Here is a 26,396-nt window from a genome sequence, read left to right as displayed (position 1 = left end):
CGACATCCTTTCCTCGCATCGTCCGGTAGCATGACATCATCTTCCCCCAAATCCCTGCGCGTTGCCGTTATCGGCGGCGGCGTGGCCGGCGCATTCGCCGGCATCATTCTGGCCAGGCTGCCGCAGATCGGGCCGATCACCGTGCTGGATCGCGGCGGCGCGTTCGGGCGCGGGCTCGCCTATTCCGCGAAAGCGAAGTGGCACCGTATCAACGTCCCAGCCTCAAAGATGGGCGGACTCGGCGCCGAAGATAACGGCTTCGTCGAATGGCTAACGGAGACCGGCCAGGCGGACTGGCCGGACTATTCAACCTCCTTCGTGCCTCGCCGGGTCTATGGCGACTACATCTCGACGAAGTTCAACGAATTGACGGGCAGCGGACGCGTAACACCGCGGCAGGATGTGGCTCTGAGTGTGACGCGGCAGGGCGATGGTTATCGCGTTGCGACAGCATCGGGTGCGACCATCGACGCCGATCTGGTGTTCCTCTGTCTTGGCAACCAGCCGCCGTCGCCATTTCCCGGCATCGAGGCGTCGCCGCGCTCGATCACCAATGTCTGGGCGCCGGGCGCGCTCGAACCGATCGGCAAGGACGATCGCGTACTGGTCATCGGCACCGGCGCCACGGCGGTCGATATGGTGATCGATCTCGTCCATCGCGGCATGCGCGCGCCCATCACGATGGTCTCGCGGCGCGGATTGCTGCCGCTGATCGACGTCCCGGCGCAGACCGATCCCGATCCGATGAACTCATTCCCGGTGCCCACCGCCCGCGGCCTTCTGGCGGCATTGCTCAAGGACACCCGCCGCAAGGTTGCGGCGGGCATTCCATGGCAGACGATGGTCGACACGTTTCGATTGTCCATCGGTGAACTCTACAGGAACGCCTCTGAGGCCGAACGTGCCCGCTTCGCGCGGCATCTGCGCGCAATCTGGATGGTGCACCGGCATCGGCTGGCACCGGACGTCGCCGAACTGCTGGAGCAGTTGCAACGCGATAAACGACTCGATGTGATCGCAGGTCGCATCACCAGCGCAGTTGCGACACCATCAGGACATGACGTCACTATCCGCAAGCGCGGACACGGCGAGACGGTCAACCTCGCCACCAACTGGATCCTGAACTGTACCGGCCCGGAAGAGCGTTATGATCGCCTGGGCGATCCGCTCATCAAGTCGCTGCTCGAAACCGGGCAAGTGCGGACCGGCTTCAACGGCCTCGGCCTCGATGTCGCCCCAACCTGCGAGCTGCGTGACAGCGCCGGTCATGTTCAGCCCGGCTTCTATGCCATCGGCCCGGCGACGCGCGGCGCGTTCTGGGAAGTGACTGCGGCATCCAATATTCGGCGGCAGTTGCTGGCGATTAGAGATGCGCTGGAGAATTCGCCGTCAACTGCGTCGTAGGATGGGTAGAGCGCAGCGAAACCCATCACTCACGCGCAAGAAGTCGATGGGTTTCGCTCCGGCGCTTCGCGCCTTTCGCTCTACCCATCCTACCGGCTCAGCCCTTCCGCCACGGCACGATGGCCCGCTCCAGTGCGTCGAAGCCGGCATTCATCACGAAGCCGATGATCGCGATGACGAACAGGCCGACATACATGGTCTGTACGTCGAACAGCTCCCACGCATTCCAGATCATGTAACCGAGCCCCTGCTTGGCGCCGACCATCTCGGCGATGGCGATCAGCACTAGGCCCATGCCGGCACCGAGCTTGATGCCGGTCATGATCAACGGCAATGCGCCGGGCAGCGCCACGGTACGAAACATGTTGAAGCGGCTGGCGCCAAAATTGCGGCCGACATCGAGGAAGATCGGTGCGATCTGTCGCACGCCGGCCGCCGTGTTGATGACCACCGGATAGAACACGCCGATCGCGACCATGGCGATCTTCGAGCTTTCACCGAGACCGAAGATCAGCAGGATCAGCGGCAGCAGGGAGCTCTTCGGAATTGGATAGGTCGCGGAGATCAGGGGATCGAAGGCCGCACGTATCGGCCGATAGAGGCCGATAGCGATTCCGATCACGATGGCCGGCACGCAGCCGACGACAAAACCGGCAGCGAGGCGATAGAGGCTGGCTCCCACATGACGCCACAGCGCGCCGGAGGAAGCGAGTTCGAACAGATGCCCAATGATGTTAGAGGGCGCCGGAAAGAACCTGACATCCACGATGCCCGTGCGGGCGCAGATTTCCCACAGGCCCAGTAGCACCAGCGGCGAGAGGATGCTGATGGCGCGCTCGCTCCACAGTGCGCCGGTGCGGGCCGCGCTCATGCCTTGCTCCCCGGCTCGCGGCTGCGCGCGCGATCGACCTCTTCACGCAGCTGCGCCCAGATATCGTAGACCAGTTCGCCATAGGCCGGCGTGTGCCTGAGCTCGACGACATTGCGTGGCCGCGGCAAGTCGACCGGCACGATGGTCTTGATACGGCCGGGCCCGGCAGTCATCACCATGATGCGATCACCGAGCGTCACGGCTTCATCGACACTGTGGGTGATGAAGACCACGGTCTTGCGGGTCTCTTCCCAGATCCGCAACAGCTCTTCGTGCAGCAATGTCTTGTTCTGCTCGTCGAGCGCCGAGAACGGCTCGTCCATCAAGAGAATGTCGGGATCGTTGGCAAAGGCGCGCGCGATGGAGACGCGCTGGCGCATGCCGCCGGAGAGCTGATGCGGATAGAGCGTCCGCGCGCCATACATGCCGGTCTTGTTCAGATAATGCCCGACCACATCGTCGATGCGCACCTTCGGGACATTGCGCATCGTCAGGCCATAGGCGGCGTTGTCCCAGACGGTCATCCAGGGAAACAACGAGTCCCCCTGGAACACCATGGAATTCTGCGGATGGCCGGGCTGCGGATTGGCGATGTCGATCCGGCCCTCCGATGGCGCATCCAGCCCGGCAAGCATGCGCAGCAAGGTCGTCTTGCCGCAGCCGCTCGGGCCGACCACCACGAAAAAGGTGCTGGTCGGGATATCGAGCGTGATCCGGTCCAGCGCCAGCCGTGCATCGTGACGCTTGGTGACGTCGCGCAGGCTGATCTTCGGCGCGGGCGCTGGCCCGCTGTCCCCGATTGCTGCTGTCGACATCTGCACCGTCATCGCCACACTTCTCTTCACCGTTTCACTTGGGCCGTGCGAACGGCCCCAGGACTGGCTTCAGTGCATCGACATAGGACATGTCGACGACCTTGGCGGCCTCGATGTCGCTGGTGACCAGCCCGCGCGACTTGAAATAGGCAAGATCGGTCTCGACGCTGGGAAGATTGATCTGACCGTCGGGATCGATGAACACCGGCACGATCTGATGCAGCAGCGCCGTGTCCTTGATGCCCGTCATCTCGGCAATGTCCTTGATCATGTCCTCGGCGCCGGGACCCGCGATCTTGCCGTCCTTGAGGGTCGCGGCATAGGCGCGCACCCCGCGCAGATAGGCCTTGAGAAACGCCGTGACCGTCTTGCGGTCCTCGGCGAACTTGCCATTGATCAGCAGCATCGCCGTCTGTTGCACTGGATAGAAATCGTCGAGGCCGGTGAAGCGCACAGCGACATTGTTGCGCACCATCGCCGTCACGCCCGGCTCCGCCGAAATCGCCGCGTCGATCGCCTTGTTGGCGAAGGCGGTGAGATGCTGCGGGAACGGAAGGAAGACCTTTTCGATATCCTCGTCCTTCAAACCGGCCTTTTTCAGCGCCTGATTGATGACCGACTCATCGGCCGCGCCATTGGCGATGATCGCGACCTTCTTGCCCTTGAGATCCGCAAGCGACTTGAACGCACCTGACTCGATCAGATCCTTGCGCACCATCAGCGCCTTGTAGCTGTAACCGGCGATATTGGTGCCCTTGTCCGCCACCATCTTCAGCTTGAGACCGCGATTGACAGCATTATAGAGCCCGGCGGAGGCCGCGCCTGCCGATGCGTCGAGATCGCCTGCGCCGAGCGGCGCAACCATCTTGGCGCCGGAGTCGAACGGTATCAGTTCAACCTTGACACCCTCTTCCTTGAAGTAGCCGCGCTTCTCAGCGAGGAATAGGCCGATATCCGACGACAGATTGGTCGTCCCCACCTTGACCGTCTTCATCTCCTGGGCGTTCGCAAGACCCAGCATCGACATCGCAACACCGGCGGCAACAAGCAGACGTTTCAGCATGATCGGTCCTCTTTATCTCGCATGAAGATGATACGGCAGAACGCACCGCAGCTCAGGGCAAGCGTGGAAACAGACGCCTCGGATTGGTTTCGGTAATCAGTTCGATATCGGCAGCGGAAAAGCCCGCAGCCTTGACGCTGGCGAGGGGATCGCGATCCGCCGGCGGGAAGGACTCGTCAGTACCGAGCGCCACACGTTCGATGCCCACGGTATCGGCGAGGAAACGCAACGCTTTCGGCGCATGCACGATGCTGTCATAGCCGATGCGCGATGCGTAGACCGACGGGTCGCATTGCGCGACATCGCCCTGCCCCGCGCGATCCATCCGCGCATGCATCACATCGAAGCGACCCAGCAGATAAGGAAATGTGCCGCCGCCATGGCTGAGGACGATCGAGAGCGCCGGGAAGCGATCGAGCACACCCGAGAGGATGATCGAACCAATGCCGAGCGTGGTGTCGAATGTGTATTGCGCGATCTGCGTCAGCGCGAATTTCGCGGCACGCGGCGCAGCATCCACCAGCACGGGATGCAGGATGACTGGCAGTCCCAACGCTTCCGCCTTGGCCCAGAACGGATCGAGCGGCTTCTCGCCGATATTGACGCCTTCAACATTGGCCGGGACCATGACCGCAACAGCGCCAAGGCCAACGGCGCGATCGAGTTCAGCCGCGGCATCGGTGGCGTCGGCTAAAGGCACCGATGCGACAAAGGAAAAGCGGTCATTGTTCGTATGGCACCACTCGCCCAGCGTATCGTTGAGCATGCGGTGCCAATGCGCGCAGGCATCTTTCGCCAGACCGTAGCCGTAGATATCAGGCCATGTGGCGACGAGCTGCCGGTCGAGACCCTGGCGGTCGAGGCTGGCACGGCGTTGTTCAACCGGCTCGACCAGTTGCGGGAAGAACGGCCGAACCCTGAAACCATAATCGAAGCCGAGGGCCGGCGGCTTGCCATTCCCGGCTGGCAGCAGCCTCACGCCGCAATAGGCGCCGCGGCCATCGATCGCGGACAGCAGCTGCGGCGGCACATAATGGGCGTGGATATCGATCGGCACAATCGGTCCCTATGCAGCGTTGCTCGCGCGCTCGCGCGCGTCCTTGATGAGGCGCCACAGACGCGGCGGCGTCAGCGGCAGGTGATGAATCTCGACATTGAGCGGCGCCAGCGCTGCCGCCACCGCATTGGCCGTCGCTGCGGCCACAGCAACGATACCGCCCTCGCCCGCGCCCTTTGCACCCAGCGGGTTGCTCGGTGACGGCCGCAGCTCCAGCGTCACCGCCCGCAGCACCGGAAAGTCGCTCGCGGTCGGCACCAGATAATCGGCCAGAGAGGCGTTCAAGAGCTGTCCCTGCTCGTCATAGATCAGATGATCGAGGAAAACGCCACCCAGTCCCTGCACGATGGCGCCGATCGCCTGTCCGTGCACGATGGCCGGATTGATGGCGCGACCGACATCTTCGACCGCGATGTAATCGAGAACTTTCACCGCGCCCGTGCGCGGGTCGACGGTGACATGCGCCGCATGGGTGCCGTAGCTGTAGGTGCGCACATCGTTGGAGAATGTGCCGTCTGCCTGCAATTCGCGCCCGGCTGCGAGCGTCGCGAATGACACGGATGTGCCATTGTCAGCGATGACATTCGCATTAACGATCTTCAACTCGCTGTTCGGTCTACCCAGGTGATTGGACGCCTGCTGCAGGATCTTCTCGCGCAGCCGGGTGGCAGCATCGAGCACGGCCGAACCGCCCATCACCACCGCACGCGAATGATAGGTGCCAAAGCCCTCATCGAGCAGCGTGGTCGAGCCATGCAGCACACGGATGCGATCGAACGGGATCGACAGCGTATCCGACGCGATCTGGCCGAGCACCGTCTCCAATCCCTGCCCCAGCACGGATGAGCCGACTGCCACCGTCAGCGAGCCATCCTTTTCAAGGGTAAGCGCTGCGTTTTCCTTCGGGCCGGCACCGCCGCTTTCGACGAAACAGCCGAGCCCAATGCCATGACGTACGCCATCAACCAATTTACCCTGCAGATGACGTTTCTCGTGCCAGCCGATCTCTTTCAAGGCACGCTCGAACACCTCGACATAGTCGCCGGTGTCGTAGGATGTCGGCCCCTCATAGGGCACGAGCCCATCGATCGGATAAGGCAATTCCTGTTCGGTGATCAGGTTCTTGCGCCGGAATTCGGCGATGTCGATGCCGAGATCGGTCGCAGCCATGTCGATCAGCCGCTCGCGAAAGAAATTCGCCTCGAAGCGGCCCGGCCCGCGATAGGTGCCGACCGGCGTCTTGCTGGTCATGAAAGCTTCGACCGACACGCTGACATGGGGGATGCGATAGGGGCCGGGCAGAAACTGCGCCGCCTTGGCCGGCACCACGCCGCCATTGGTGCGGATATAGGCGCCCATATCGGCGAATACCCGGCCGCGCAAACCCAGCATCATTCCGTCGCTGCGGCAGGCGAGCGACAATTCGCAAGCGATGTCGCGTGAGTGATTGATCGCCATCAGATGTTCGCGGCGATCCTCGATCCATTTGACCGGGCGTGCCAGTTTGCGGGCAGCGAAGGGGATCAGGAAATCCTCGGGATAGAATTCGCCGCGTACGCCGAAGCCGCCGCCCACATCGATCTCGATCAGGTCGATATCATCCTCGCGAAGGCCCAGCATCTGCGCCAGCGCGCGGCGGTTATAGAACGTGACCTTTGTCGCGCCTGTGACGACGAGTCGACCCGCCGATGAATTCCATTCTGCGAGGAGGCCCCGCGTCTCCATCGGCAGCGCCGTGTGGCGCTGCACGCTGAAGCGCTCGGTGCGCACATAGTCCGCCGCCGCGAAGGCCGCATCGGCATCGCCAAAACCGGCATCGTAGCGCAACGCAACGTTATCTTCGGCGAAGTCGAACAGCGGGGTTTCACTTGCGCCGCGCTCAGTGACGGCGGACAGTGCTTCAAATTCGATGCCGATCGTCTCCAGCGCATCCTCGGCCAAAGCGCGGCTGTCGGCGACGACAATAGCGATGGGCTCGCCGACATAACGCACCTTGTCACGGGCGATGACGGGCTGGCGGAATGGCTCGAATTCGGGCAGCGGCGCCAGGCGAAGCGGGATGACGGGAATATCGCCATCAACGTCGCAGGCCGTGAACACGGCGTGAATGCCCGGCATGGCCAACGCAGCCGATGCGTCGATGGACACGATCCGTGCATGCGCGATCGGGCTGCGCAGGATCGCGGCATGCAGCATCCCCTCGACGGCGAGATCGTCAGCGAAATTGCCGGATCCCGACAGGAAGCGCGCATCCTCCATGCGCTCGACCGCGCTGCCGACCAAGAGTTTGGCGATATCGCTCATTGCGCCGCCTCGCATTGCACGTCGCTATAGGCAATGCGAGCTTCCATGATCGCCGCGATCATCGGCAGATAACCGGTGCAGCGACATAGGTTTCCGGAAATCACCTCGCGGATGCGGTCCTCGTCCGCATGCGGCTCATCGGTCAGCAATGCATGGGCCGTCGTGAGGATACCGGCGGTGCAGAAGCCACACTGCAAAGCGTGATGCTTGCGGAACGCAAGCTGCAACGCACTGAGATGCGCGGCGCTGCCAAGACCCTCGACGGTGGTTATCTCTCGCCCTTCTGCCTGCGCCGCCAGCATCAGGCAGCCGCGTACGGCGGCACCATCGACGATGACCGTGCAGGCACCGCAGACACCGTGCTCGCAGCCCAGATGCGTGCCGGTCAGGTGCAGCTCGTTACGCAGCGCATCCGCCAGCGTGGTGCGAGGCTCGACGGTAACGGTCGTCGCGGCACCGTTGACGGTGAAATGGACGGGACGGGCCGACGTCATGCGGCCTCCGGCAGAGTGATATTGGCTGCGCGCGCCAGCGCCCGCTCCAGCAACACGCCGAGAAGATCGCGGCGATAGGCGGCTTCCGCGTGGATATCATCGGCGGGATCGACCGCGTCCCGCGCAGCAGCTGCGGCCCGTAAGATCACGTCGGCATTGATCCGACGGCCATCGAGGATGGCCTCGACACCGGGCAGCCGCATCGGACGATCGGCAACGCCGATGACCCCCACATGCGCGCTGTACGTCAGGCCCTGCGCGTCGATGTCGTAGAATGCGGCAACACCCGCCAGCGCAAAATCTCCGCGGCGGCGTGCGAATTCCTCGAAGGCCCAGCGCCGCGCCTTCTTCCAGAGCGGCAGACGTATGCTGGTCAAGATTTCGTCGGCCCCCAGAACCGTGCTGAGGCCGCCGGTGATGAATTCATCTGCGCGCACGATGCGGGTCCCGGTCGGTCCGACGATCGTCAGCATCGCGTCGCAGGTCACCGCAATACCCGGCATTTCGGCGGCCGGATCGGCATGGGCCATACTGCCGCCGACGGTACCGCGGTTACGAACCTGGTAATGTGCGACATGGGCGATGGCCGCCGCCAGCAGCGGATGCGCCTGTGCGAGCTGCGCATCGCGCTCGATGTCGCGCCAGGTCACCAGGGCGCCAATGTCGATGCCCTCAGCGGAAATACTGATACTTTTGAGATCCGGCAGCCGTCCGATATCGACCAGCACGCCTGGCGCCGCCAGCCGGAAAGCAAGCATCGGCATCAGGCTCTGCCCACCCGCGATCACCTTGGCATTGCCACCATGAACCGCGAGCGCGGCAATCGCCTCGATCAGCGTAGCAGGGCAAATATAGTCCAGCGGCGGAAGCTTCATGGGCTGATTTGCTACTTCTCAATTGCTGAGAACACTATCTTATCTTATAAGAAGGCACGCGCACGGCAATGTTTGTTGGTGCGCAAATGATATCCACTTGCTGCCGTTTCCATTGGCAAGCATTACCGAATGGAGGTTCCGTTGGCCATCAAGAGAGCCGCAACTGCGTCGAAACGCGTCGACCAGACGGACCGTCCTCCTGCTGCGGATGGCAGTTCGCGAAAGATACTTCGCGCCCTGCTGGCCTTCTCCACCGATCGCCCGCGGCATTCCGCGGAAAGCCTGTCTGAACAGATCGGGGTGCCACTGTCGTCGACCTATCGGTACATTGGCATCTTGCGCGAAGCCGATCTCATCGACGAAGACGGCCGCGGCTCGTTCGTGCTCGCGCCGCGCGTCATCGGCCTTGCGCAGGCGGCCCGCGCCGGCACCGACCTTGCCTCCATTGCGCGCCCCTTCATGAAGCGCGTCTCTCAGGAAGTCGGAGAAACCATTATCTTGCTGCGCCGCTCGGCCGATCGCGCCGTATGTATCGAGCGCGCAGAATCGTCATCACGCATTCGCCTGACCTTCGAGGTCGGAACGGCCTTGCCGCTGCACCGTGGCGCCGGACCGAAAATGCTGCTCGCGCACATGCCTGAAGCTGAATGCGAGACAATCCTCGACGACGCCGTTCGGCGCGATCCCGGCTTCGCACCACATCGCAGGCTACTGGTGCGCGAGCTCGCCGTGATCCGCGAGCAGGGATGGTCGGAGTCGCGCGCGGAAATCACACCGCATGTTTATGCCGTCTCCGTTCCCGTCCGCGATTCCGGTGGCGTGATCGCCGCAATCTCTTTCGTAACGCCGGCATTCCGCACGCCGAAAGCCAGCCAGATCAGGTTGCGCGAGCATCTGCAGCACGCAGCCGCAGATATCAGCAAGGCCTACGCTGCCGTCAGCTTCTGACGGCCGCGTGTAACGGACACGATCAGATCGGATAGTGCTGCGGACCGGTCTCGATGGTGATCCATCGCAGTTCCGTGAATTCGGCAATGCCGGCTTTGCCGCCGAACCGACCGTAGCCCGACGCCTTCACCCCACCGAACGGCATCTGCGCTTCGTCATGCACGGTCGCGCCGTTAATGTGGCAGATTCCAGACTCGATCCGCTTGGCGACATCCAGCGCGCGGGCGATATCGCGGCCGAACACCGCTGCCGATAGTCCGTATTCGGTATCGTTGGCAACGCGCACGGCTTCGTCCACGCCATCGACGCGCACGACACTCACGATCGGCCCGAATGACTCCTCATTGTAGATCCGCATCGTCGAGGTAACGTGATCGAGTACTGTAGCCGACATCAGCGTGCCATCGACGCTGCCACCCGCCACAACACGGGCACCCTTGCCCACGGCGTCCTTGATCAGTGCCTGCATGCGATCCGCGGCATCCTTGCCGATCAGTGAACCGAGCGGTGTATCGCCCTTGCGCGGATCGCCGGCGACTAGGCTACCCGCCTTGGCCGCGAGCTTAGCCACGAAGGTGTCGGCGATCTTCTGATCGACAACAAGCCGCTCGGTGGACATGCAGATCTGCCCCTGGTTCATGAATGCTCCAAAGGCCGCGGCCGCCACTGCTGCATCGAGATCAGCATCGTCGAGCACCACCAGCGGCGCCTTGCCGCCGAGTTCAAGCAGCACTGGCTTGAGATATTTGGCGGCGGTCTCTGCGATGATGCGGCCGACGCGGGTCGAACCGGTAAAGTTGATCCGGCGCACGGCGGGATGCGAGATCAGTGCGTCGATCAGCGCGGGCGCATCTTCCGGCGCGTTGGTGATCACATTAAGTACGCCAGGCGGCAGACCGGCCTCGCGCAGGCACTCGCCGATCAACCGATGTGTGCCCGGGCAGATTTCCGATGCCTTCAGGATTACTGTATTGCCGCAGGCCAGCGGCAGCGCGACCGCACGTACGCCGAGGATGACCGGCGCATTCCACGGCGCGATGCTGAGCACAACACCCGCGGGCTGGCGGATCGCCATCGAGATACAGCCGGGCTTGTCGGACGGGATCACCTCGCCGGAAATCTGCGTCGTCATCGATGCCGCTTCGCGCAGCATGTTGGAGGCGAGATGAACATTGAAGCCGGCCCAGCCGGCAGTCGCGCCGGTTTCCGACGCCATCAAGGCAATGAAATCAGGCGCCTTGCTGGCAAGGATATCAGCCGCCTTCAGCAGGACGGCGCGGCGTGCGCCCGGGCCGGTCGCCGACCACGCAGGGAAAGCAGCGGCGGCAGCATCGGCAGCGCGCTTGGCATCGGCGATTTGGGCTGCCGCGGCGCGCGAGGCGATATCGCCGGTCATCGGATTGAGACGATCGAATGTCGCGCCGTCGATGGCCTGCACATCCTGGTTCTCGAGCAGCAGATTGATCTGGTTCATGGCGACGTCCTCCGTTGACTGTTTTTGAAATGCTCAGGCAGCGCCGCTGGCAAGCCCACCAAGATAGGCGCGGCGCACGGCGTCGTCGGATTGCAGGGCTGCAGCGGTGCCGCTGCCGGTGATTTTACCGTTCTCGATCAGATAGCCGCGATCCGCGATGGCGAGACTCTCGCGCGCGTTCTGCTCGACCAGCAACAGCCCGACACCCGTCTCGCGCACCTTGCGCAAGGCGGCGAACAATTCGCGGACCAGCAGTGGCGACAGGCCGAGCGACGGCTCGTCGAGCAGAAGAATGTCCGGGTTCGACATCAGCGCGCGGCCGATTGCCACCATCTGCTGCTCGCCGCCGCTCATGGTGCGCACCGTCTGCGCCAGGCGTTCGCCGAGCCGAGGAAACAGCGTCATCACCTTGGCACGCTGCGTTGCCTCGACCGCCCGCGCACGCCTTGGATTGGCGCCGAGCAACAGATTTTCGGCCACGGTCAACTCTCCGAACACGCCGCGCCCTTCCGGTACCAGCGCGAGTCCGGCTTCCACGATCTCATGAGGCGGCAGGCGGGACAGATCACGACCGGCGAGTTTGACGATCTTGGCTGGTGACGGCAGCAAACCGGCAATGGCCTTGAGCAACGACGACTTGCCGGCGCCATTGGCGCCGAGAATGACGATGATCTCGCCGCGCTCCACATGGAGCGCCGCATCGCTCAGCGCGTGATGCTGGCCATAGGTGACGCTGATGTTGGAGACCTCAAGCATCCGCCGGCACTCCCAGATAGGCTTCGATCACCGCGGGGTCGCTCAGCACAGCAGCTACAGGCCCTTCTGCAATCTTGCGGCCGCTGCTCATGACCACGCAGCGATCGCAGAGCGAACGGATCGCATCCATCACGTGCTCGACCAGCAGGATCGACAGCCCCTCCTGTTTGAGCGATCGGATCAGCTCGATCCCGATCAGCAATTCGGACGGGTTCAGACCGGCGAGCCATTCGTCGAGCAGCAGCAGGCGCGGCTGCAGCGCCAGCGCGCGTGCCAGTTCGAGCCGCTTGCGATCGATGTAAGTGAGCTCCGATGCGGGCCGTCTGCCAAATCCGGCGAGACCGACCCGCGCGAGCAGGCCGGCCGCAGCGGCCGCCATCGCGTCGCGTGCAAGCGGCGTATGATGAAAGGCCAGCCCGGCCTCCACATTCTCCCCGCAGGTCATGCCGTCGAGCACGCGGACCAATTGGAAGGTGCGTGCCAGACCGAGACGCGCGATGCGATGGGTCGGCCAGCCCGCGATGTCGTGGCCAGCGAAGGCGATCACGCCGGCATTCGGCGACAGCACGCCGGATATCAGGTTGAGCGCCGTCGTTTTGCCCGAGCCGTTGGGACCGAGAAGGCCGACGATCTCGCCAGCATGGACAGTGAGGTCGATGCCGTTGACGGCGATGAGACCGCCAAAGGCGCGGGTCAGGCCTTCGATGCGAAGCACCGGCATTGCACTGGGGGTCATGCCTGCGCTCCCCGCATCTTCGACGCCGTGGGTCGCCAGGCTTTCAACTTCTCCCAGAGGCCGACCACGCCTGATGGCAGCGCATAGACGATCAGGAGGAACACCACGCCCATGATCAAGGTCGATGTGCTGGGGAAGCGTGCGGACAGGAAGTCGAACAGCAGCGTCAGCGGAATGGCGCCGAGCGCCGGCCCCCACAGGCGGTGGGCGCCGCCAAGCAGTGCCATGATCACCACTTCGAAGGAGATGGTGGCGTTGAAGGCGATCGATGGCTCGATATAGGTGAAGCGCGGCGCCATGATCGCACCGACCAGCGTCATGAAGGTGGCCGTGATGGTGAACAGCGCGACCTTGGCGATGGTGACATTGATGCCGCAATGCCGCGCCACAGCCTCGTCTTCGCCGATGATGCGCAGTGCGAAGCCGAAGCGCGAGCGGGCAATCAGCCAGCCGGTACCGAACACGATGACGGCAAGCGCCAGCAGCTGCCAGTAAATGTCGTTCTGGGTGATATCGACAAAGACATAACGCCCGAGCACACGGGTCTTGTTGACCTCGTACCAGACCACGATCTGGCGCACGAGCTCGGCGAGGCCGAAGGTGAAGATGACGAAATGCACGCCGCTCAGCCGCAGCGTCGACAGGCCGACGATGACGGCCATGACCGCGCCGATCACGGCCGCAATCAGCAGCACCAGCGACCACGGCAATTGTTCGCCCAGAACGGCGACGGTGTATGCGCCGACACCGAAGAAGGCTGTGGTGGCCAGCGAGACATAGCGCGTCGGGCCTGAAAACATGCCCCATGCCGTCGCCAGTACCGTGAATTGCAGGAGACTGATCGCGAGCGCGAGGTGATAGGCATCGACAATCATCGGGACGAATGCGAGCGCAACCACGGCTGCGAGACAGATCGCACCGGTGGTCATTTGGGTACGGCTCATCGCTGCGCCCTCCCGAAAATGCCAGCCGGCTTCACCAGCAGCACGCCGAGGAACAGCGCGAAATTCACGGCCAACGTGAGTCCCGGATCGATGAAAGTCGCCACCAGCGCTTCGCTCAATCCCAGCGCCAGCCCGGCGACGAGACAGCCCAGCAAATTGCCGACGCCGCCCATCACGACCACGATCAGGGCCTTCATGGTGAACACCACGCCGGAGGTGGCGCTAAAGGTCAGAAACATGCTGATCAGCACGCCGGCAGACGCCACCAGCGCGCCGCCGAGCGCAAAGGCCAGCGCCGATGTCCTGGTGACATCGATGGCAACAAGCTGTGCCGCGATGGGATCGACGGCCACGGCGCGGATGGACGTCCCGATCCGTGTGCGGGTCAGCGTCAGATAGAGCGCAAGGCCGACCACGACCGCAAGCCCGAATGCAATCAGGCGGTTCAGTGCCAGCACCTCGCCGACGATCGTCACCGGCACAGCGAGGAACGAGTAACTAAAGTAAGCGCCGCCAAACATGGTCAGCATGATGCCCTGCACGATGAACATCATGCCGAAGGTGGCGAGAATGCTGTCGACCTCAAGGGCGTCGCGGGTGCGCGCGCGGCGCACCAGCGGCGTGAGCAACACGCGGTACAAGAGATAGCTGATGCCGAAACTGACCGGAATGACAAACGCCAGTCCTGCGAGCGGATTGAGCGCCCAGCCGGTGAACAGCCAGTAGGACGCAAAGGCCGCGCCGATCAGGAACTCGCCATAGGACAGGTTCATGATCCGCGCCACGCCATATTGCAGGGTCAATCCCATGGCGATCAGCGCGTACATGCCGCCCAGCACGAGGCCGGTGAGAACCGCGTTTGTCATTCTGTCAGACCAGATGCAGGAGGGACGCGATCACTGCGCCTTCCATGCCGGCTTCGGCACGACCGGCGCACGCGCGCCTTCGTTACCCGACGGGCCGACGCCGTAGAACTCGCCGTCCTGCCACTGCCCGACCCACCAGTATTTAGTCGGCATGTTGTTCTCGAGCTTCACCTTGCCGATCACGGTGTCGAACGTGCCGCTCTGCAGGTCCTTGATGACCGCAGCGCGATCGACCCTGCCGACACGTTCGATCGCCTGCTGCAGCATCTGCAGGCCGGCATAGGTGACCGCACTGGCCCAGCGATCCGGCTCCGCGCCATTCGCGGCCGACGCCTTGTGCCGCGCCAGATAGTCCTTGATGGCCGGGCTGTCGCCATTCCAGCCGCCGATGCCCATCACGCCTTCCGCGTTGGCGCCGAATTTCTGCTTGAACAGCGGAAATGCCGTGCCGACACCGGTGTAGAAGATCTTCGGATTGAAGCCGGAGATGCGTGACTGTTCGGTGATGGCGATCGTGTCCGGCGGATAGCTGAAGGCGATGAACACGTCGGGGTTCAGCGCCTTCACCTCATTGATGATCGGGCTGAGATCCTGGGTACCGACCGGATAGGTCTTGTCATAGGCGAGCTTGAACTTGGCAGCCGTGAGTGCGGGTCTGGCCGCACCAGAGAGATCGATGCCGAAGCCGTCGGCGATGCTGGCCATCGCCACCGTATCGCCAATCTTGCCTTCGGTGCGCAGCTTCACCAGCAGCTCAACCAACGTCTTGGCAGCATCGGCGCTGGTGCCGAGCAACCAGAAACTGTTGGGCCAGCGCTTGGCCAGTTCGGGCGCACGGTCGGTCACGGCCGTCGATGCAATGTGCGGATAGCCGGCCTTGTTCAGGATCGGTCCGACCGCGAGATTCAGGCCGGTGCCCCAGGGTGGCAGGATAAAATCGACCTTGTCCTGGGTGATCAGTCGCTCCAGCGCCTTGGCGGCTTCTTCTGCGCTCGACCGGTCGTCATACTGGACGACCTCGATTGGGACGCGCTTGTCGCCGAGCTTGAGCCCGCCGGCGGCATTCACTTCCTTCACCCACAGCTCGTAGTTGGGAATCGTCGTCACCGCAGCGCCGCCGGCAGCGGGGCCGGTGCGCGAGATGGCATAACCGATCTTGACCGACGTCTGGGCCTCCGCTGCACCGTCCCACCCGACGGACGCCGCACCGGCCACTGCGAGTAGTCCCGCCGCAAGGCGCTTGACTGCTGACACCATGATATCCTCCCCGAATTCCTTTCACCGACGCCTTGTGGCGTTCGATGGCCGGAGACTAGTCCAGCGTTTGGGGCTGGGAATTGGACGCATCCGGGGAAAGATTGTATTGATCCGTGTAGGCGAGCTATTTCACGCGACGGATTGTCCCAGTGCTTGAGACCGCGCACATCGTTTCTGGTCCCACCGGCTTCGCGGAGAAGCCGCTTCCGGCATTGCATGCGGAAAGATTCGCACCCGGACTGGCGCCGCGCAGCTGGACCATCCGGCAGTCGGTTGCCCGGCGCCCGCATCTGCTGGTGATCGAGACCCGGCGCGGCACCGCCACCATGCGCGGCGCCACGGTTGCCATTCAGTCCCCGGGCCTGTTGTGGCTTCCCGGCGATCACGAGGGCACGTTGGAGGTCGAAGCCGGCGCGCAAGGCTATCTGATTTCAGTGTCGGACGATGTCCTCACCCGTACCGTCGCCGGCAGTGCCGAGGCGCTACATCTGCGGCGAACCATCGACCGGCTGGTCCTGCGCGAAGGCGCGCAACTCGCGACGACTTTTGCGGCCATCACAGAATCCTGCAGCACGCTGGTGCGTGAGTTGAATACGCCGGGCCGCGGCAGCGCGACGATGACATCGACGCATGTGTTGTTGCTGTGCCTCCACATCTGGCGATCGGTGATTTCGGAGGAAGCCCCCGACGATGCAGCACAGCGCGGCGACGGTCCGCGCCTTGTCGGCAATTTCCTGCAGATGGTCGAACTGCATTATCGCGACGGCTGGCCCATCGCACGCTATGCGGCTGCACTCGGCGTCACTGACGACAAGCTGCACGCACATTGCAAGCGCGAGAAGGGCTACAGCCCGCGCGCCATCGTGCATCAGCGCCTGATTCACGAAGCCTGCATGCGATTGCGGCAGCTCGATCTGCCGGTCGAGCAGATCGGCTATGGCCTCGGCTTCCGCGATCCCGGCTATTTCAATCGCTTCTTCCGCAAGTATCAGAATGCGTCGCCAGGCGCCTATCGGCGTCGCGCGCGGCTTGATCCAAGTCAGCACGGTCCGTCCTATGCGGCCTGGCCGTAACTGTCCCACGCTCGATCAGTGCTGTGTCTCTTTGAACCTGCGTGATCAATTTGGAACAGCGCGCGTTAAGCATGACTCGATATTGAATCGGGGTCACGACATCCATTTCAGCGCTCTGTTTCAGATGTCACTTCAAGACGCCGTTCACCATTCAGCCCGAAGCGCTGGCAAATGCTGCCCGACGAGGCGTCGTCGACGTAGCATCGCACCAATACGACGCATGCAACCGCACCAATTACCGACACCAGGTAGAGCGGAATACTACTTCGCACGGCGGGGCTGCATTCACTCGACTGTGTCCGAGTGTTTCCGCCGATATGCCTTATCGCGAAGGTGAAATCTTAGACGTTGTGCTGGTGACAAAAGCCTGCGAAAGCAGGATATTGATGAAATTGCGACTTATCAGCGCACCTACGGTATTGGCGTTCACCCGTTTTCATAGTGTCGGCCCATGACCATCGAGATCGTCCAGATCGTCCAGGAGTTGAGTTCGGTCGGCGGCGTTGAAAGCGTGGCCAGCGAACTCGCATGCGCCTTCAGCCGCGCCAAAATTGCCAACACTGTTCTCGCTAGCGCCGTCGGCGACAAGGCAACGCCAGGTACGCGCATCGAGCGCGTCGGCGCTTGGCTTTCGCACATCAAGACGCGCGGCATCCTGCGCTATCTCGGTCGCGCTTTTGTCGTTCCCACCTTCACATTACTGGCGACGCGCGCCGCCTATCATCATCCCAAGGCCGTCATCATCAGCCACGGCGACAGCCTGACGGGCGACGTGTTGGTCGTGCACGCGGTCAATGCGCAGAGCCTCGCCGAAAAGCGCAACGCCGGCTCCTGGTCATGGATGCTGAATCCCATGCATCTGTGGGTGGCCCTGCGTGATCGCTGGATGATCGGCGGCTTGCGCTATCGCATGTATGTCGCGGTCTCGCCGCGCGTCGCAACTGAACTGCAACAGATCTACAAGGTGCCAGCGTCGCGCATCCGCGTGATCCCCAACGGCATCGACCTCAATCGCTTCGCCCGCGACACCGCGGCCGGTCTCAGGATCCGTCAGGAATTCGGCATCCCGGTGGACGCAAAGCTGCTTCTGTTCGCCGGCCATGAATTCCGCCGCAAGGGTCTGGCACCTGCCATCGGCGCGCTCGAACGCCTCGGCCCCGATGTCTGGATGCTTGTGGTGGGCTCGGATAATCCCGCGCCCTATCGCAAACTGGCGACGACCTCCGCCGATCGGCTGGTCTTTACGGGATCGCGTACCGATATGCCGGCCCTCTACGCTGCGGCCGACGCCTTTGTACTGCCGACTGCCTATGAAACTTTCTCGCTGGTCTGCATGGAAGCCATGGCCTGCTCGACGCCGGTTTTTGCAACGCCGGTTGGCGGCATCGAGGATTATCTCGTCGATGGCGTAAACGGCTATCAGATCAAGATGGACGGCGCAGACATCGCCGACAAGATCGCGATGGCTTTCTCCGATCCGGCGACACTGGCCCGGCTGTGCGAAGGCGCGCATGCCACGGCACTGAATTACGGCTGGGATTATGTCGGTTCGCGCTACATCGAGCTGCTGGAGCAGGTGCAGGCGTCGAAGAACGAATTTGCGCCGGCCGCTATGGCGGTCGGCGCCTGATCGCAAGCGCCTGCTTCAAGGGCGCGGCCGATCAGCCCCCCGCTTTGCATCGGCGGCCTGCTGGCAGGCCGACACCAGCGCATTCGCCACCACCTCGTAAGTAAAACGCGTCAGCACGTTGTCGCGCGCGGCCGCGCCGCGGTCCAGCAACTGCTGCGGGTGGGCAGCAAGCCGATCCAGCAGTGTCGCCAGTGCATCGGGATCCCGTTCGGGAATAGTCCAGCCGCCCTTGCCGACAACATCGGGAATAGCGCCGCCCGTCGAACCGATCACCGGCACGCCGCAAGCCTGCGACTCGACGATCACCCGGCCGAACTGCTCACGCACGGCGCTGGTGGTGCGCGTCAGCAGGATCATTGCATCGAGACCGCTCAGGAATGACGCGACATCGGCCGGTTTGCCCCAGCCCCGGAATGTGACGCGGTCGGTCAGTCCCAGTTCGTTGACGCGCAGTTTCAACGCAGGCTCATGCGGACCTTCGCCCATGATCGCCAATGTCACATTCGCCGTGGCGCGTTTCATCGCGTCGAGCGCGTCGTCGAGACCCTTCTCCTCGACGAGACGCCCGACATAGCCGATGCGTAGTCCCTGCCCGGGCGCAATCGGCGCCTGGCGCGCGCCGGTCTGATTGAAGGTCGCGAGATCGACGCCATAGCCGATCGGCGACGCTGGGCCGGTATAGCCCCGCGCACGGACGACTGCTGTCGCCTCCGGACTGCGCGAGAGGATATGATCCGTATTCCGCAGCACGTCCTTGCGGATGAACTCGAATGGCGGCGGCAAGCGCTTCAGGATGTTCTGATCGACTTCCAGGACCATCGCGGCGCGGCCCTTGAGGATGCGCGCCTGCATCGCAACGACGCTCCACGGCTCTTCCCAGAGATGGATTACATCGGGATCGACCTCACGGATGAGACGCCGCAAGCCCGGATAAAAATGCAGATACCAGCTCATCGGGCCGGCGCGCGGCAAGCGGATCGGCATCACATGCACGGTCATTCCGGGATCGTCGGATGGATCCGCAATAATCGTACGGCCGAACTGATACCACGTAGCCGGAACGACGAGATGCATATCGACGTCATCGCGCCCGACGAGTGGATAGTATCGCAGACGCCCCGCATCGCGGCTGACGGCGGAATGAGCAATTGAGAGGACCTTGAGACGACGACTGCTAGACACGCCCCGTCATCCTCGCGGCCACACCCGTCAGGCCAGACAGATGGAGCTCCATGGTCGCGAGACTGCGATCCGCGCCGTTGATCGTGCAGCGTGGCAGGTTGTAGGCATCCTGGCCGTTGCGCACGAGGCCCTTGCGCGTTGTCGCTGCACTCGCATAACCGGCATCGCGCGCGATCGCGAAATCGCGCGGACCGCAATCGCCCGAACGTCCATAGGGAAATGCGAAATGCCTGGCGGGAATGCCAAGGCGCTCGACCAACCGGTCGCGGCTGCCCTTGAGTTCGAAGCGTGCCCCATCCGGCGACAACGACGAAATACGGGCATGCGTCACGGTGTGGCCGCCGATCTCCACCAGCGGATCGTCGCGCAGCTCTTCAAGCATCTCCCAGGTGATCGCATGCTTCCAGTGCATCGCGTCGATGTCGACACCATTGTGCTCGCAAAACTTCTTGTAAGAGGCCGCAGCCTGCGGACCATCCCAACGGTCTGCAATACGATGGAATGCCGCACGCTTGGCGTCAGACGTCGGCACGTCAATCGCACCGTCCTCGAGAATGACCCGGTCGTTGTTGAGCAAGGTATCTTCCAGACCTGCGGCCCACAGCGGAAGCGTGCCGTCAGGAATGCCCGTCGTGACAAACAGCGTCACCGGCACGTTGTGGCGGCGAAACAGCGGCACGATCTCCTCATAGGTATCGCGATAGCAATCGTCGACGGAGAAGTTGACGAAGCGATCGTTGGACTTTCCAGCCTTCGAGCGCTGGATCGCCTCTTCCATCGTCACGACGTCCCAGCCGCGTTGCTTCAGATGCGACAGGAACTGATCGAGAAAATTCGTATCGAGATAGAAATCGCGGTTCGGCAGTTTTTCCCAGGCCCGAGCGGAGGCGCCGCGATGAAAGGTCATCAGGCAGCCACGCGTGCCCATGAACATATCGGCAGCCATGCTGATCGGGCGAACCAGCGCTTCGGAAGACGCCATGCGTCGGGCGGCGCTGGATAACAGGTGCTTCATCGAAAAGTCCTCAGACGATCAAGGCACTCTCTAATACAAAAACACATATCAAAATCACAAGCGCCCCCGGACGCGCGCAAATGCCGCAATGTAGACGCCCGGCATCAGCATCGCGACAGACAGCGCGAGGCAGACCAGATAGGCGAAGCCACCGGCGAAAAGCCGCTGCCACGGGCCCGTCAGAACCTCATGAATTTGCCAGCTGAAGAGTGCCATCAGCGCTGCCGGGAAACACGCGAGAAACATCAGGTAGAGCAGCTTGCGCCGGGACCCCAGGACGATCATGACGCCAGCCAGAAGAACGATACCACGGGCGGCTTCGCCCAGTCCAAGCAACAAGGTGCCCCATTCATGCGCCGTGGGCAGGTATGAGGTGAGAAGGTTAACTACGATATTAACCAGATAGGCAGTGACGATGATGGCAGCGGCCGCAAAATTCCGGCCTGCGCCATTGAGAATGCGGATCAGGATCCAGCCAAGCGTCGCGGCCCACAGGCCAAGTGCAATGCCGCGCAAGGCCTGACTGGTCAGGAACAATGCGTGCTCGTTGAAGGCGCCACGCAAAAAAACCAGCCGCACGATCTCCGGCGCGAACATCGCAAGAAAGACCGACGCTGGCACCGCCAGTGCGAGAATAGGCCGCGCGATCCCTTCGATCTGCGCGCCGACGTCCTTCGGCGGGTGGCTGGACAACACCGCCAGCCCGACCGGCTGGCTGATCAGCAGCAACGCGCTTTCGGTCAGCGTGCGTGCATAGTCCAGCGAGGCCACTGCACCGGTCCCGACCCGCGATGCCAGCAGGCGTTCGATCCAGACATTGGCCTGTTCGGCGACCGGTAGCGCGAGCAGCGGTCGCAGTCGACGGAAGAATTCGCGGCCCGACGCCAACACCGATGACAGCGACAGGCCCTTGAAGCTGAGCACGCCCTCGCGCCACATCGTGTAGAGCCCCCAGGCGCCGAGCGCGTTGAAGGCAGCCGAGAACGACCAGGCCAGTGTATGAAAGTTGCCGGACACAGCAACGAGGGCAATGCCCATCAGCACGGCGACGTTCAGGATGCTGGCGCGGATATTCGTCAAGCGGGTCCGACCGAGCGCGATTTCGCCTGCAGCCAGCACGTTGATCATCGCCGAGGCCGGCATGCCCAGCGCCATGATGCGAATGAAGTCGAGAGTGAGGCTACGCCCCTCCGCCGAAAAGCCGCCGACCAGCGCATCCACAGCCCGCTCACCGAGCGCCTGCAGCCCGATCATCAGGATCATGGCAATGCCGGTGATCGCCACCGTCATGGCGCCGAGGCGCTGAGGTCCGTTGCCGTCCTTCAGCGCATCCCGGTGCATTGGGATCATTACGGCGGGGACGGTTTCGTTCTGCAGAAAGGCCAGCGGCAGCATTACCGCCGTGATCGCACCACGAAAACCGTCGGCGACCAGCGAAGCGCCAAGCACCTGCGCCATCAAGATCTCACGGCCGAAACCCAGCAGCTTGCTGGTCAGCGCACCGCTGATGAGAATCGCCGTAAACTTCCGCGTCGAGTGCCGGGCGCCGCTCATAAGCGCGCCGCTACGGCCCGATCAGGGGCCGTCCAGGAACTCAAATTGCAAACTGAGCGGCGATACGCGGTCACACGGGAGCTCCGGCAGCCGCTCGCCCGATCAAGTTTGAAACCGTCTGCAGCATCTGATCGACGCTGTAATGCGAGCGCGCCCGCGCTTCGGCATAGTGCAACTGGCTCGCCAGTTCAGGCGGGCGCGACATGACCTTGGTAATAGCGGCGGCCAGCGCATCGGCGTCCCCTGGCGGCACCAGCGTCCCGGCCTTGCCGGCTTCGAGAATATCAGACGCCGCACCGGCATCCGTCGCAATCACAGGCACATCGGCGAGCATGGCTTCGACGAGCGTGCGACCGAAGGGCTCGGGATCAATCGACGGATGGATCATCGCATCGACGGCGCGCATCAGCCTCGGCACGTCGCCGCGCTGGCCGAGGAAATGCACGCGATCGCCAAGACCGAGATCCGCCACCATCCGGTTGAGCTTCTCGGCATAAGGCTCTTCGCCAAACAGCGCAGCTCCTGCAATAATACAGCTAACGCCCGGCGTCTTTGCGAGAGCCTGCAACACGATATGCTGCCCCTTCCAGGCCGCGAGGCGGCTGAAGACGCCGACGAGCGGTCCTTCGGGCAATTTCAACTCGCGCCTAATCTCAAGCGGCGTGCTAGCGTCCGGCGGCACATCAAGACCGTTGGGCACGATCGCGACCAGCTGCTTGCGGCCGCCTTGGGCAATGAAGGCATCTGCAGCAGCTTGCGAAGGAACGATCACCTTTGCCGTACAATAATTCGCCAGCGCCACCTGCACGCGGCGCTGCGTGGCGCCGAAATGCTCACTGCTGATGATATCGTGCAGGTGCCAGATCAGCGGACGCCGCGCCAGCGTGGCGGCGACGGCCGATAACACAAAGGCTTTCTGCGAGTTCGCATAAATGACGTCATGGCGGCGCGCCTCGCGCGTCAATTCGGCAATGATGGCCCCGAGCCGACCAATCAGCGGAAAGGCTTTCAGGATTGAGCTGTCGCGCCTGACATCCGAGAGCCCCTCGCCCCAGCGCGACACACGCACCTTCAGGCCCTTAGCTGCAAGCGCCTGATGCAGCGGGCCATCCTCGAACAGGAAGGCCGCCTCGCCCGCCCATGGCTGAACGAGATCGATCAGCACGAGTTCAGCGCCGGAGATCGAGCCCGTATGGCAGACGAACAGAACGCTGGGAGCGGGCATCACGTCGCTCCGGCATAGGCATTATTCGAAACCCGGTCTGTGCCGCTCGGCGTATTGGCGTCCGGCATCATCGTGACCGCAATGCCGAAGACGCTGCCGCCCGCGACACGGATCGCGCTGGATGTCGCCACTGCCTGCCCGATCGACGAGCGGCCGGAACGCATGCAGAGCAGCACGCCATCGACCTGCCTGGCCAGCACGCCCAGATCGGTCTGGATGCCCGGCGACGGCGCGTCGATCAGGACAACGTCGTAGATCTGGCTCCAGAGCAGGAGATCGCCGAGCGGTTTACGCATCAGCAATTCGGCGGATGCCGAGAACGGCCCGGCAGGAATGACGTCGAGATTGGGAGTCGCGGTGCGGACCACCGCTTCGCGCGGCGTGATGTCGCCGCGCAGAATTCCCTGCAGCCCCATGCTGCTGCGCAAGCCCAAGGCTGTTTCGAACTTCGGCGCGCCGAAATCGCATTCGATCACCAGCACGCTGCGGCCAGCCGTTGCGAGATATTGCGCCAGGGTCAGGGTCAGAAACGTTTTGCCCTCGGCCGTCGTCGGCGACGCGACCAGAATCTTGCGGCGTGTCCTGGCGTCGTTCGACGTCAGCAGGCCCGTCGCCAGATCGCGGAGTGCATCCTGATAGTGCCTATCCTGCAGCGCGAGCGGCAGCGCACGCGACAGCGAGGCGCCGGACTGCGCCGTGAGGATCGCACCGATCGGCGATTCCGACGGATCGCGCTTGACGGTCGGCAATCGTGCCAGAATGGGTGCGCCGGTGACGACGGCCAGCTCCGATGACAATGCCGCCGCTGGCGGTGGTCCGGGACGCGGCGCCACTGGGGCAGTCGCCTGGACAGGTGTCGGCGGAGCGACTGGCGCAACAACGGCGACAGGCTCCGGCGTGGGCGCTGGCGCGGCTGCGCGCGTCGGGCGAATAGTTGCAGTCCGCAGCCGGGACAGACCCGCAAGATTGACGCGATCGCCGAAGAAGGCTGCGACGAATGCGAGCAGCAGGCCGAGCGTGCCGCCAGCGGCCAGGAACGGAATTTTCTTCGGGAAAAACGGCTTGGTCGGAAGTTCGGCAAGGCTGACCAGTCGTGTATTGCCAATGAGCACGCGCCGCTCGGTTTCGAGTTCGCTGGCGCGCTTGTAGAGATCGGCATATTGCTGGCGCTTGATCTCGGTGCTGCGCACCATGCTCTCGATCGAGGCTTCGTCCGATGTCGCCGAGCCGACTTCAGCCTTCACGGCATCCATCTGCTTTTTGAGTGCGTTCACGAGGGCATCATTGGCGTCGAACGCCTTCTGCGCGCTGGCTGCAATGCTCGCCACTTCCGTGGCCATGCGCTCCTTGATCGCGGACTGCTCCTGCTCCAGCGCACGCAGCGACGGGTGCCGCGGCCCCAGTACATTGGCCTGGCTGGCGAGCTGCGCAGTGACAACCGTGAGCTGCTGCTTGAGATCGGCGATCGAACGGTTCGACAGCACTGACGGCGAGTCGGCAGCGCGCGCCTGATTGGTCTTGATTTCCTGCAGGCGGGCGAGCGCATCGGCACGCGCGGTCTCGGCGGTCGACAGCTGCTGGCTGATGCTGCTCAGCCGCTCCGAGCTGATCGGCGCCAGCGATCCGCGCATCAGGCCCTTGTTGCGGCGAAATGCCTGGATCTTGGCATCGGCATCCCGCAACTCTGCATCCAGCTGCTTGGCTTCCTTCCAGAGATAGGACGCGGCAACCTCGCGGCTGCTCGCACCCGATGTCCGCTGCTCGTCGAGAAACGCATTGGTCAACGCATTCGCCATCTTCTGCGCGACTTCGGGGATCGACGAAGTGTAGGAGATATTGATGACGCGCGAACGTCCAACAGCACCGATCGCGAAATTTCCCGACACATAGTCGATCAGCGCCGCCGTATCGGTCCGCATCTTTTCGCAGGTGGAGCTGCTGCTCCTGCTCTGACACTCTTCAATCGCGGCTTCCGTGACGCCCGGCTGCTGCATGGCGAGCCGCATCACCCGCGGCGAGCGCGCGATCAAGAGCTGGCTTTCGACGTCGGCGGGGTCGCCGATCTTCTGCGCCCAGGCGGCAGATGCATTGCTGTTGCTGGGCTCCTGCTCGGCGACGATCACCGAACCTGTGGCGAGATAGCGCACCGGCAGCACAACCAGCGCAATGACCGTCAGGATCATCACGCCGAGAAACACAGCACCGAACAGGCTACGATTGCGCCAAACCCTGAGCAGCGGGCTCTCGCCCGCCGCGCCATCGGCGGCTTCCGTATTCGTAACGATGGCGCGTTTGGTGAACATGCGCGTCAGACTTTACTACGGGGCGCTGGCACCGCACATCCCTGCGCCGTAACGGTGCTCACCCTGCGCAACCACCCATGACCGACCGCGACACGCATACTGAACCCTTTGTCCCCCGAACCACAAATCCACTGCGGGGAGCAGGTCTACTATCCATTCATTAGGGATGTTTTGGTTAAGGGCGGGTTTAAAATGCTAACCAATACCTTTGCGCTGCCTAATTAGTAGGCTGTTACGCATCCCCCCGGACCGGTGCCGCATTAGCGAGCTAGGTAGGTACGGCATTTGGTTGCGAGCCGGAACCAAATCTCGCAGCGCGGCGTTCCGGAATTGCTGCAACCGGAGTTCCCCGATGAGCCTTCTGAAATGGGCGCTGATCTTCTTTCTGATTTCCGTCGCCGCCGGCCTGTTCGGCTTCACCGGCATCTCCGCCGCGACGGCCGATGTCGCACGCGTGCTTTTTTATATCTTCCTCGTGATCTGCATCGTGCTGCTGGTATTGGGGATCACGATCTTTCGAGCCTGACGCGCCAGCCGGCGCGCCAATCTG

23 protein-coding genes are annotated in these 26,396 nt (G+C 63.1%); 5 read left to right on the top strand and 18 right to left on the bottom strand.

Annotated elements, in window-relative coordinates; genetic code table 11:
- The first annotated feature begins 30 nt into the window (after window positions 1-30).
- A complete protein-coding gene (locus tag AB8A23_RS13650; RefSeq protein WP_439059466.1) occupies window positions 31-1,404 on the top strand; it encodes an FAD/NAD(P)-binding protein in 1,374 nt (457 codons plus the stop codon).
- 97 nt (window positions 1,405-1,501) lie between these two features.
- Here AB8A23_RS13650 and AB8A23_RS13645 read toward each other — a convergent pair whose 3' ends face one another.
- From AB8A23_RS13645 to AB8A23_RS13615, 7 genes are read right to left on the bottom strand one after another with little or no spacing between them, the layout of a single operon-like run.
- Window positions 1,502-2,275 (bottom strand): ABC transporter permease, encoded by a 774-nt coding sequence (locus AB8A23_RS13645; protein WP_439059467.1) that lies wholly within the window; start codon window positions 2,273-2,275, stop codon window positions 1,502-1,504.
- On the bottom strand, window positions 2,272-3,090 hold the full coding sequence (locus tag AB8A23_RS13640) for an ABC transporter ATP-binding protein (protein WP_439059468.1): 819 nt from the start codon (window positions 3,088-3,090) through the stop codon (window positions 2,272-2,274). Before AB8A23_RS13640 ends, AB8A23_RS13645 begins: the two co-directional genes overlap by 4 nt.
- 34 nt (window positions 3,091-3,124) lie before the next feature.
- Entirely contained in the window at window positions 3,125-4,153 is a 1,029-nt protein-coding gene (locus tag AB8A23_RS13635) for an ABC transporter substrate-binding protein (protein WP_120291610.1), read from the bottom strand.
- A 52-nt stretch (window positions 4,154-4,205) separates the two neighbouring features.
- Complete coding sequence (locus AB8A23_RS13630) at window positions 4,206-5,210, bottom strand: amidohydrolase family protein (RefSeq protein WP_439059469.1); 1,005 nt, start codon at window positions 5,208-5,210, stop codon at window positions 4,206-4,208.
- A gap of 9 nt (window positions 5,211-5,219) precedes the next feature.
- Entirely contained in the window at window positions 5,220-7,514 is a 2,295-nt protein-coding gene (locus AB8A23_RS13625) for a xanthine dehydrogenase family protein molybdopterin-binding subunit (protein ID WP_439059470.1), read from the bottom strand.
- On the bottom strand, window positions 7,511-8,008 hold the full coding sequence (locus AB8A23_RS13620) for a (2Fe-2S)-binding protein (protein WP_439059471.1): 498 nt from the start codon (window positions 8,006-8,008) through the stop codon (window positions 7,511-7,513). The genes AB8A23_RS13625 and AB8A23_RS13620 overlap by 4 nt, the downstream gene beginning before the upstream one ends.
- A complete protein-coding gene (locus AB8A23_RS13615; RefSeq protein ID WP_439059472.1) occupies window positions 8,005-8,883 on the bottom strand; it encodes an FAD binding domain-containing protein in 879 nt (292 codons plus the stop codon). Before AB8A23_RS13615 ends, AB8A23_RS13620 begins: the two co-directional genes overlap by 4 nt.
- Before the next feature lie 141 nt (window positions 8,884-9,024).
- On the opposite strand from AB8A23_RS13615, the gene AB8A23_RS13610 reads away from it, so the two are divergent.
- Window positions 9,025-9,831, top strand: a complete 807-nt coding sequence (locus tag AB8A23_RS13610; RefSeq protein WP_439059473.1) for an IclR family transcriptional regulator — start codon at window positions 9,025-9,027, stop codon at window positions 9,829-9,831.
- Between the two features lie 22 nt (window positions 9,832-9,853).
- Here AB8A23_RS13610 and AB8A23_RS13605 read toward each other — a convergent pair whose 3' ends face one another.
- Genes AB8A23_RS13605 through AB8A23_RS13580 form a run of 6 tightly spaced genes read right to left on the bottom strand, consistent with a single transcriptional unit; the run spans window position 9,854 to window position 15,864 of the window.
- The gene (locus AB8A23_RS13605; RefSeq protein WP_439059474.1) at window positions 9,854-11,305 is read right to left on the bottom strand and encodes an aldehyde dehydrogenase; all 1,452 of its coding nucleotides are present in this window, start codon (window positions 11,303-11,305) and stop codon (window positions 9,854-9,856) included.
- 33 nt (window positions 11,306-11,338) lie between these two features.
- The gene (locus tag AB8A23_RS13600) at window positions 11,339-12,061 is read right to left on the bottom strand and encodes an ABC transporter ATP-binding protein (protein ID WP_320445145.1); all 723 of its coding nucleotides are present in this window, start codon (window positions 12,059-12,061) and stop codon (window positions 11,339-11,341) included.
- Window positions 12,054-12,797 (bottom strand): ABC transporter ATP-binding protein, encoded by a 744-nt coding sequence (locus AB8A23_RS13595; protein ID WP_439059475.1) that lies wholly within the window; start codon window positions 12,795-12,797, stop codon window positions 12,054-12,056. The genes AB8A23_RS13600 and AB8A23_RS13595 overlap by 8 nt, the downstream gene beginning before the upstream one ends.
- Complete coding sequence (locus AB8A23_RS13590) at window positions 12,794-13,741, bottom strand: branched-chain amino acid ABC transporter permease (protein WP_439059476.1); 948 nt, start codon at window positions 13,739-13,741, stop codon at window positions 12,794-12,796. The genes AB8A23_RS13595 and AB8A23_RS13590 overlap by 4 nt, the downstream gene beginning before the upstream one ends.
- Window positions 13,738-14,607, bottom strand: a complete 870-nt coding sequence (locus AB8A23_RS13585; RefSeq protein WP_068735257.1) for a branched-chain amino acid ABC transporter permease — start codon at window positions 14,605-14,607, stop codon at window positions 13,738-13,740. Before AB8A23_RS13585 ends, AB8A23_RS13590 begins: the two co-directional genes overlap by 4 nt.
- Window positions 14,608-14,637: 30 nt before the next feature.
- Window positions 14,638-15,864, bottom strand: coding sequence for an amino acid ABC transporter substrate-binding protein (locus tag AB8A23_RS13580; RefSeq protein ID WP_439059477.1), 1,227 nt, complete (start codon window positions 15,862-15,864; stop codon window positions 14,638-14,640).
- A 149-nt stretch (window positions 15,865-16,013) separates the two neighbouring features.
- Between AB8A23_RS13580 and AB8A23_RS13575 the strand changes: the two genes are divergently transcribed.
- Window positions 16,014-16,937, top strand: coding sequence for a helix-turn-helix transcriptional regulator (locus tag AB8A23_RS13575; protein WP_439059478.1), 924 nt, complete (start codon window positions 16,014-16,016; stop codon window positions 16,935-16,937).
- A 451-nt stretch (window positions 16,938-17,388) separates the two neighbouring features.
- Window positions 17,389-18,567: a glycosyltransferase family 4 protein gene (locus AB8A23_RS13570; protein ID WP_439059479.1), complete on the top strand. Its 1,179-nt coding sequence runs from the start codon at window positions 17,389-17,391 to the stop codon at window positions 18,565-18,567.
- Between the two features lie 15 nt (window positions 18,568-18,582).
- Here the strand turns inward: AB8A23_RS13570 and AB8A23_RS13565 are convergent, their stop codons facing one another.
- The 5 genes from AB8A23_RS13565 to AB8A23_RS13545 all read right to left on the bottom strand — a co-directional run bounded on the left by AB8A23_RS13565 (window position 18,583) and on the right by AB8A23_RS13545 (window position 25,846).
- Entirely contained in the window at window positions 18,583-19,749 is a 1,167-nt protein-coding gene (locus tag AB8A23_RS13565; RefSeq protein ID WP_439059480.1) for a glycosyltransferase family 4 protein, read from the bottom strand.
- Window positions 19,742-20,764, bottom strand: coding sequence for a polysaccharide deacetylase family protein (locus AB8A23_RS13560; protein WP_439059481.1), 1,023 nt, complete (start codon window positions 20,762-20,764; stop codon window positions 19,742-19,744). The genes AB8A23_RS13565 and AB8A23_RS13560 overlap by 8 nt, the downstream gene beginning before the upstream one ends.
- 54 nt (window positions 20,765-20,818) lie before the next feature.
- Window positions 20,819-22,318, bottom strand: a complete 1,500-nt coding sequence (locus AB8A23_RS13555) for a lipid II flippase MurJ (RefSeq protein ID WP_439059482.1) — start codon at window positions 22,316-22,318, stop codon at window positions 20,819-20,821.
- A 70-nt stretch (window positions 22,319-22,388) separates the two neighbouring features.
- Complete coding sequence (locus AB8A23_RS13550; RefSeq protein WP_439059483.1) at window positions 22,389-23,543, bottom strand: glycosyltransferase family 4 protein; 1,155 nt, start codon at window positions 23,541-23,543, stop codon at window positions 22,389-22,391.
- Window positions 23,543-25,846 (bottom strand): GumC family protein, encoded by a 2,304-nt coding sequence (locus AB8A23_RS13545; RefSeq protein ID WP_439059484.1) that lies wholly within the window; start codon window positions 25,844-25,846, stop codon window positions 23,543-23,545. The genes AB8A23_RS13550 and AB8A23_RS13545 overlap by 1 nt, the downstream gene beginning before the upstream one ends.
- 352 nt (window positions 25,847-26,198) lie before the next feature.
- On the opposite strand from AB8A23_RS13545, the gene AB8A23_RS13540 reads away from it, so the two are divergent.
- Complete coding sequence (locus tag AB8A23_RS13540) at window positions 26,199-26,372, top strand: DUF1328 domain-containing protein (protein WP_089265352.1); 174 nt, start codon at window positions 26,199-26,201, stop codon at window positions 26,370-26,372.
- Window positions 26,373-26,396 lie beyond the last annotated feature (24 nt).

The sequence above is a fragment of the Tardiphaga sp. 619_E2_N8_4 genome (assembly GCF_051810905.1).
Classification (GTDB): domain Bacteria; phylum Pseudomonadota; class Alphaproteobacteria; order Rhizobiales; family Xanthobacteraceae; genus Tardiphaga; species Tardiphaga robiniae.
Note: the sequence above shows the minus strand (reverse complement) of the source record. Positions and strands in the feature narration are given on the sequence as shown.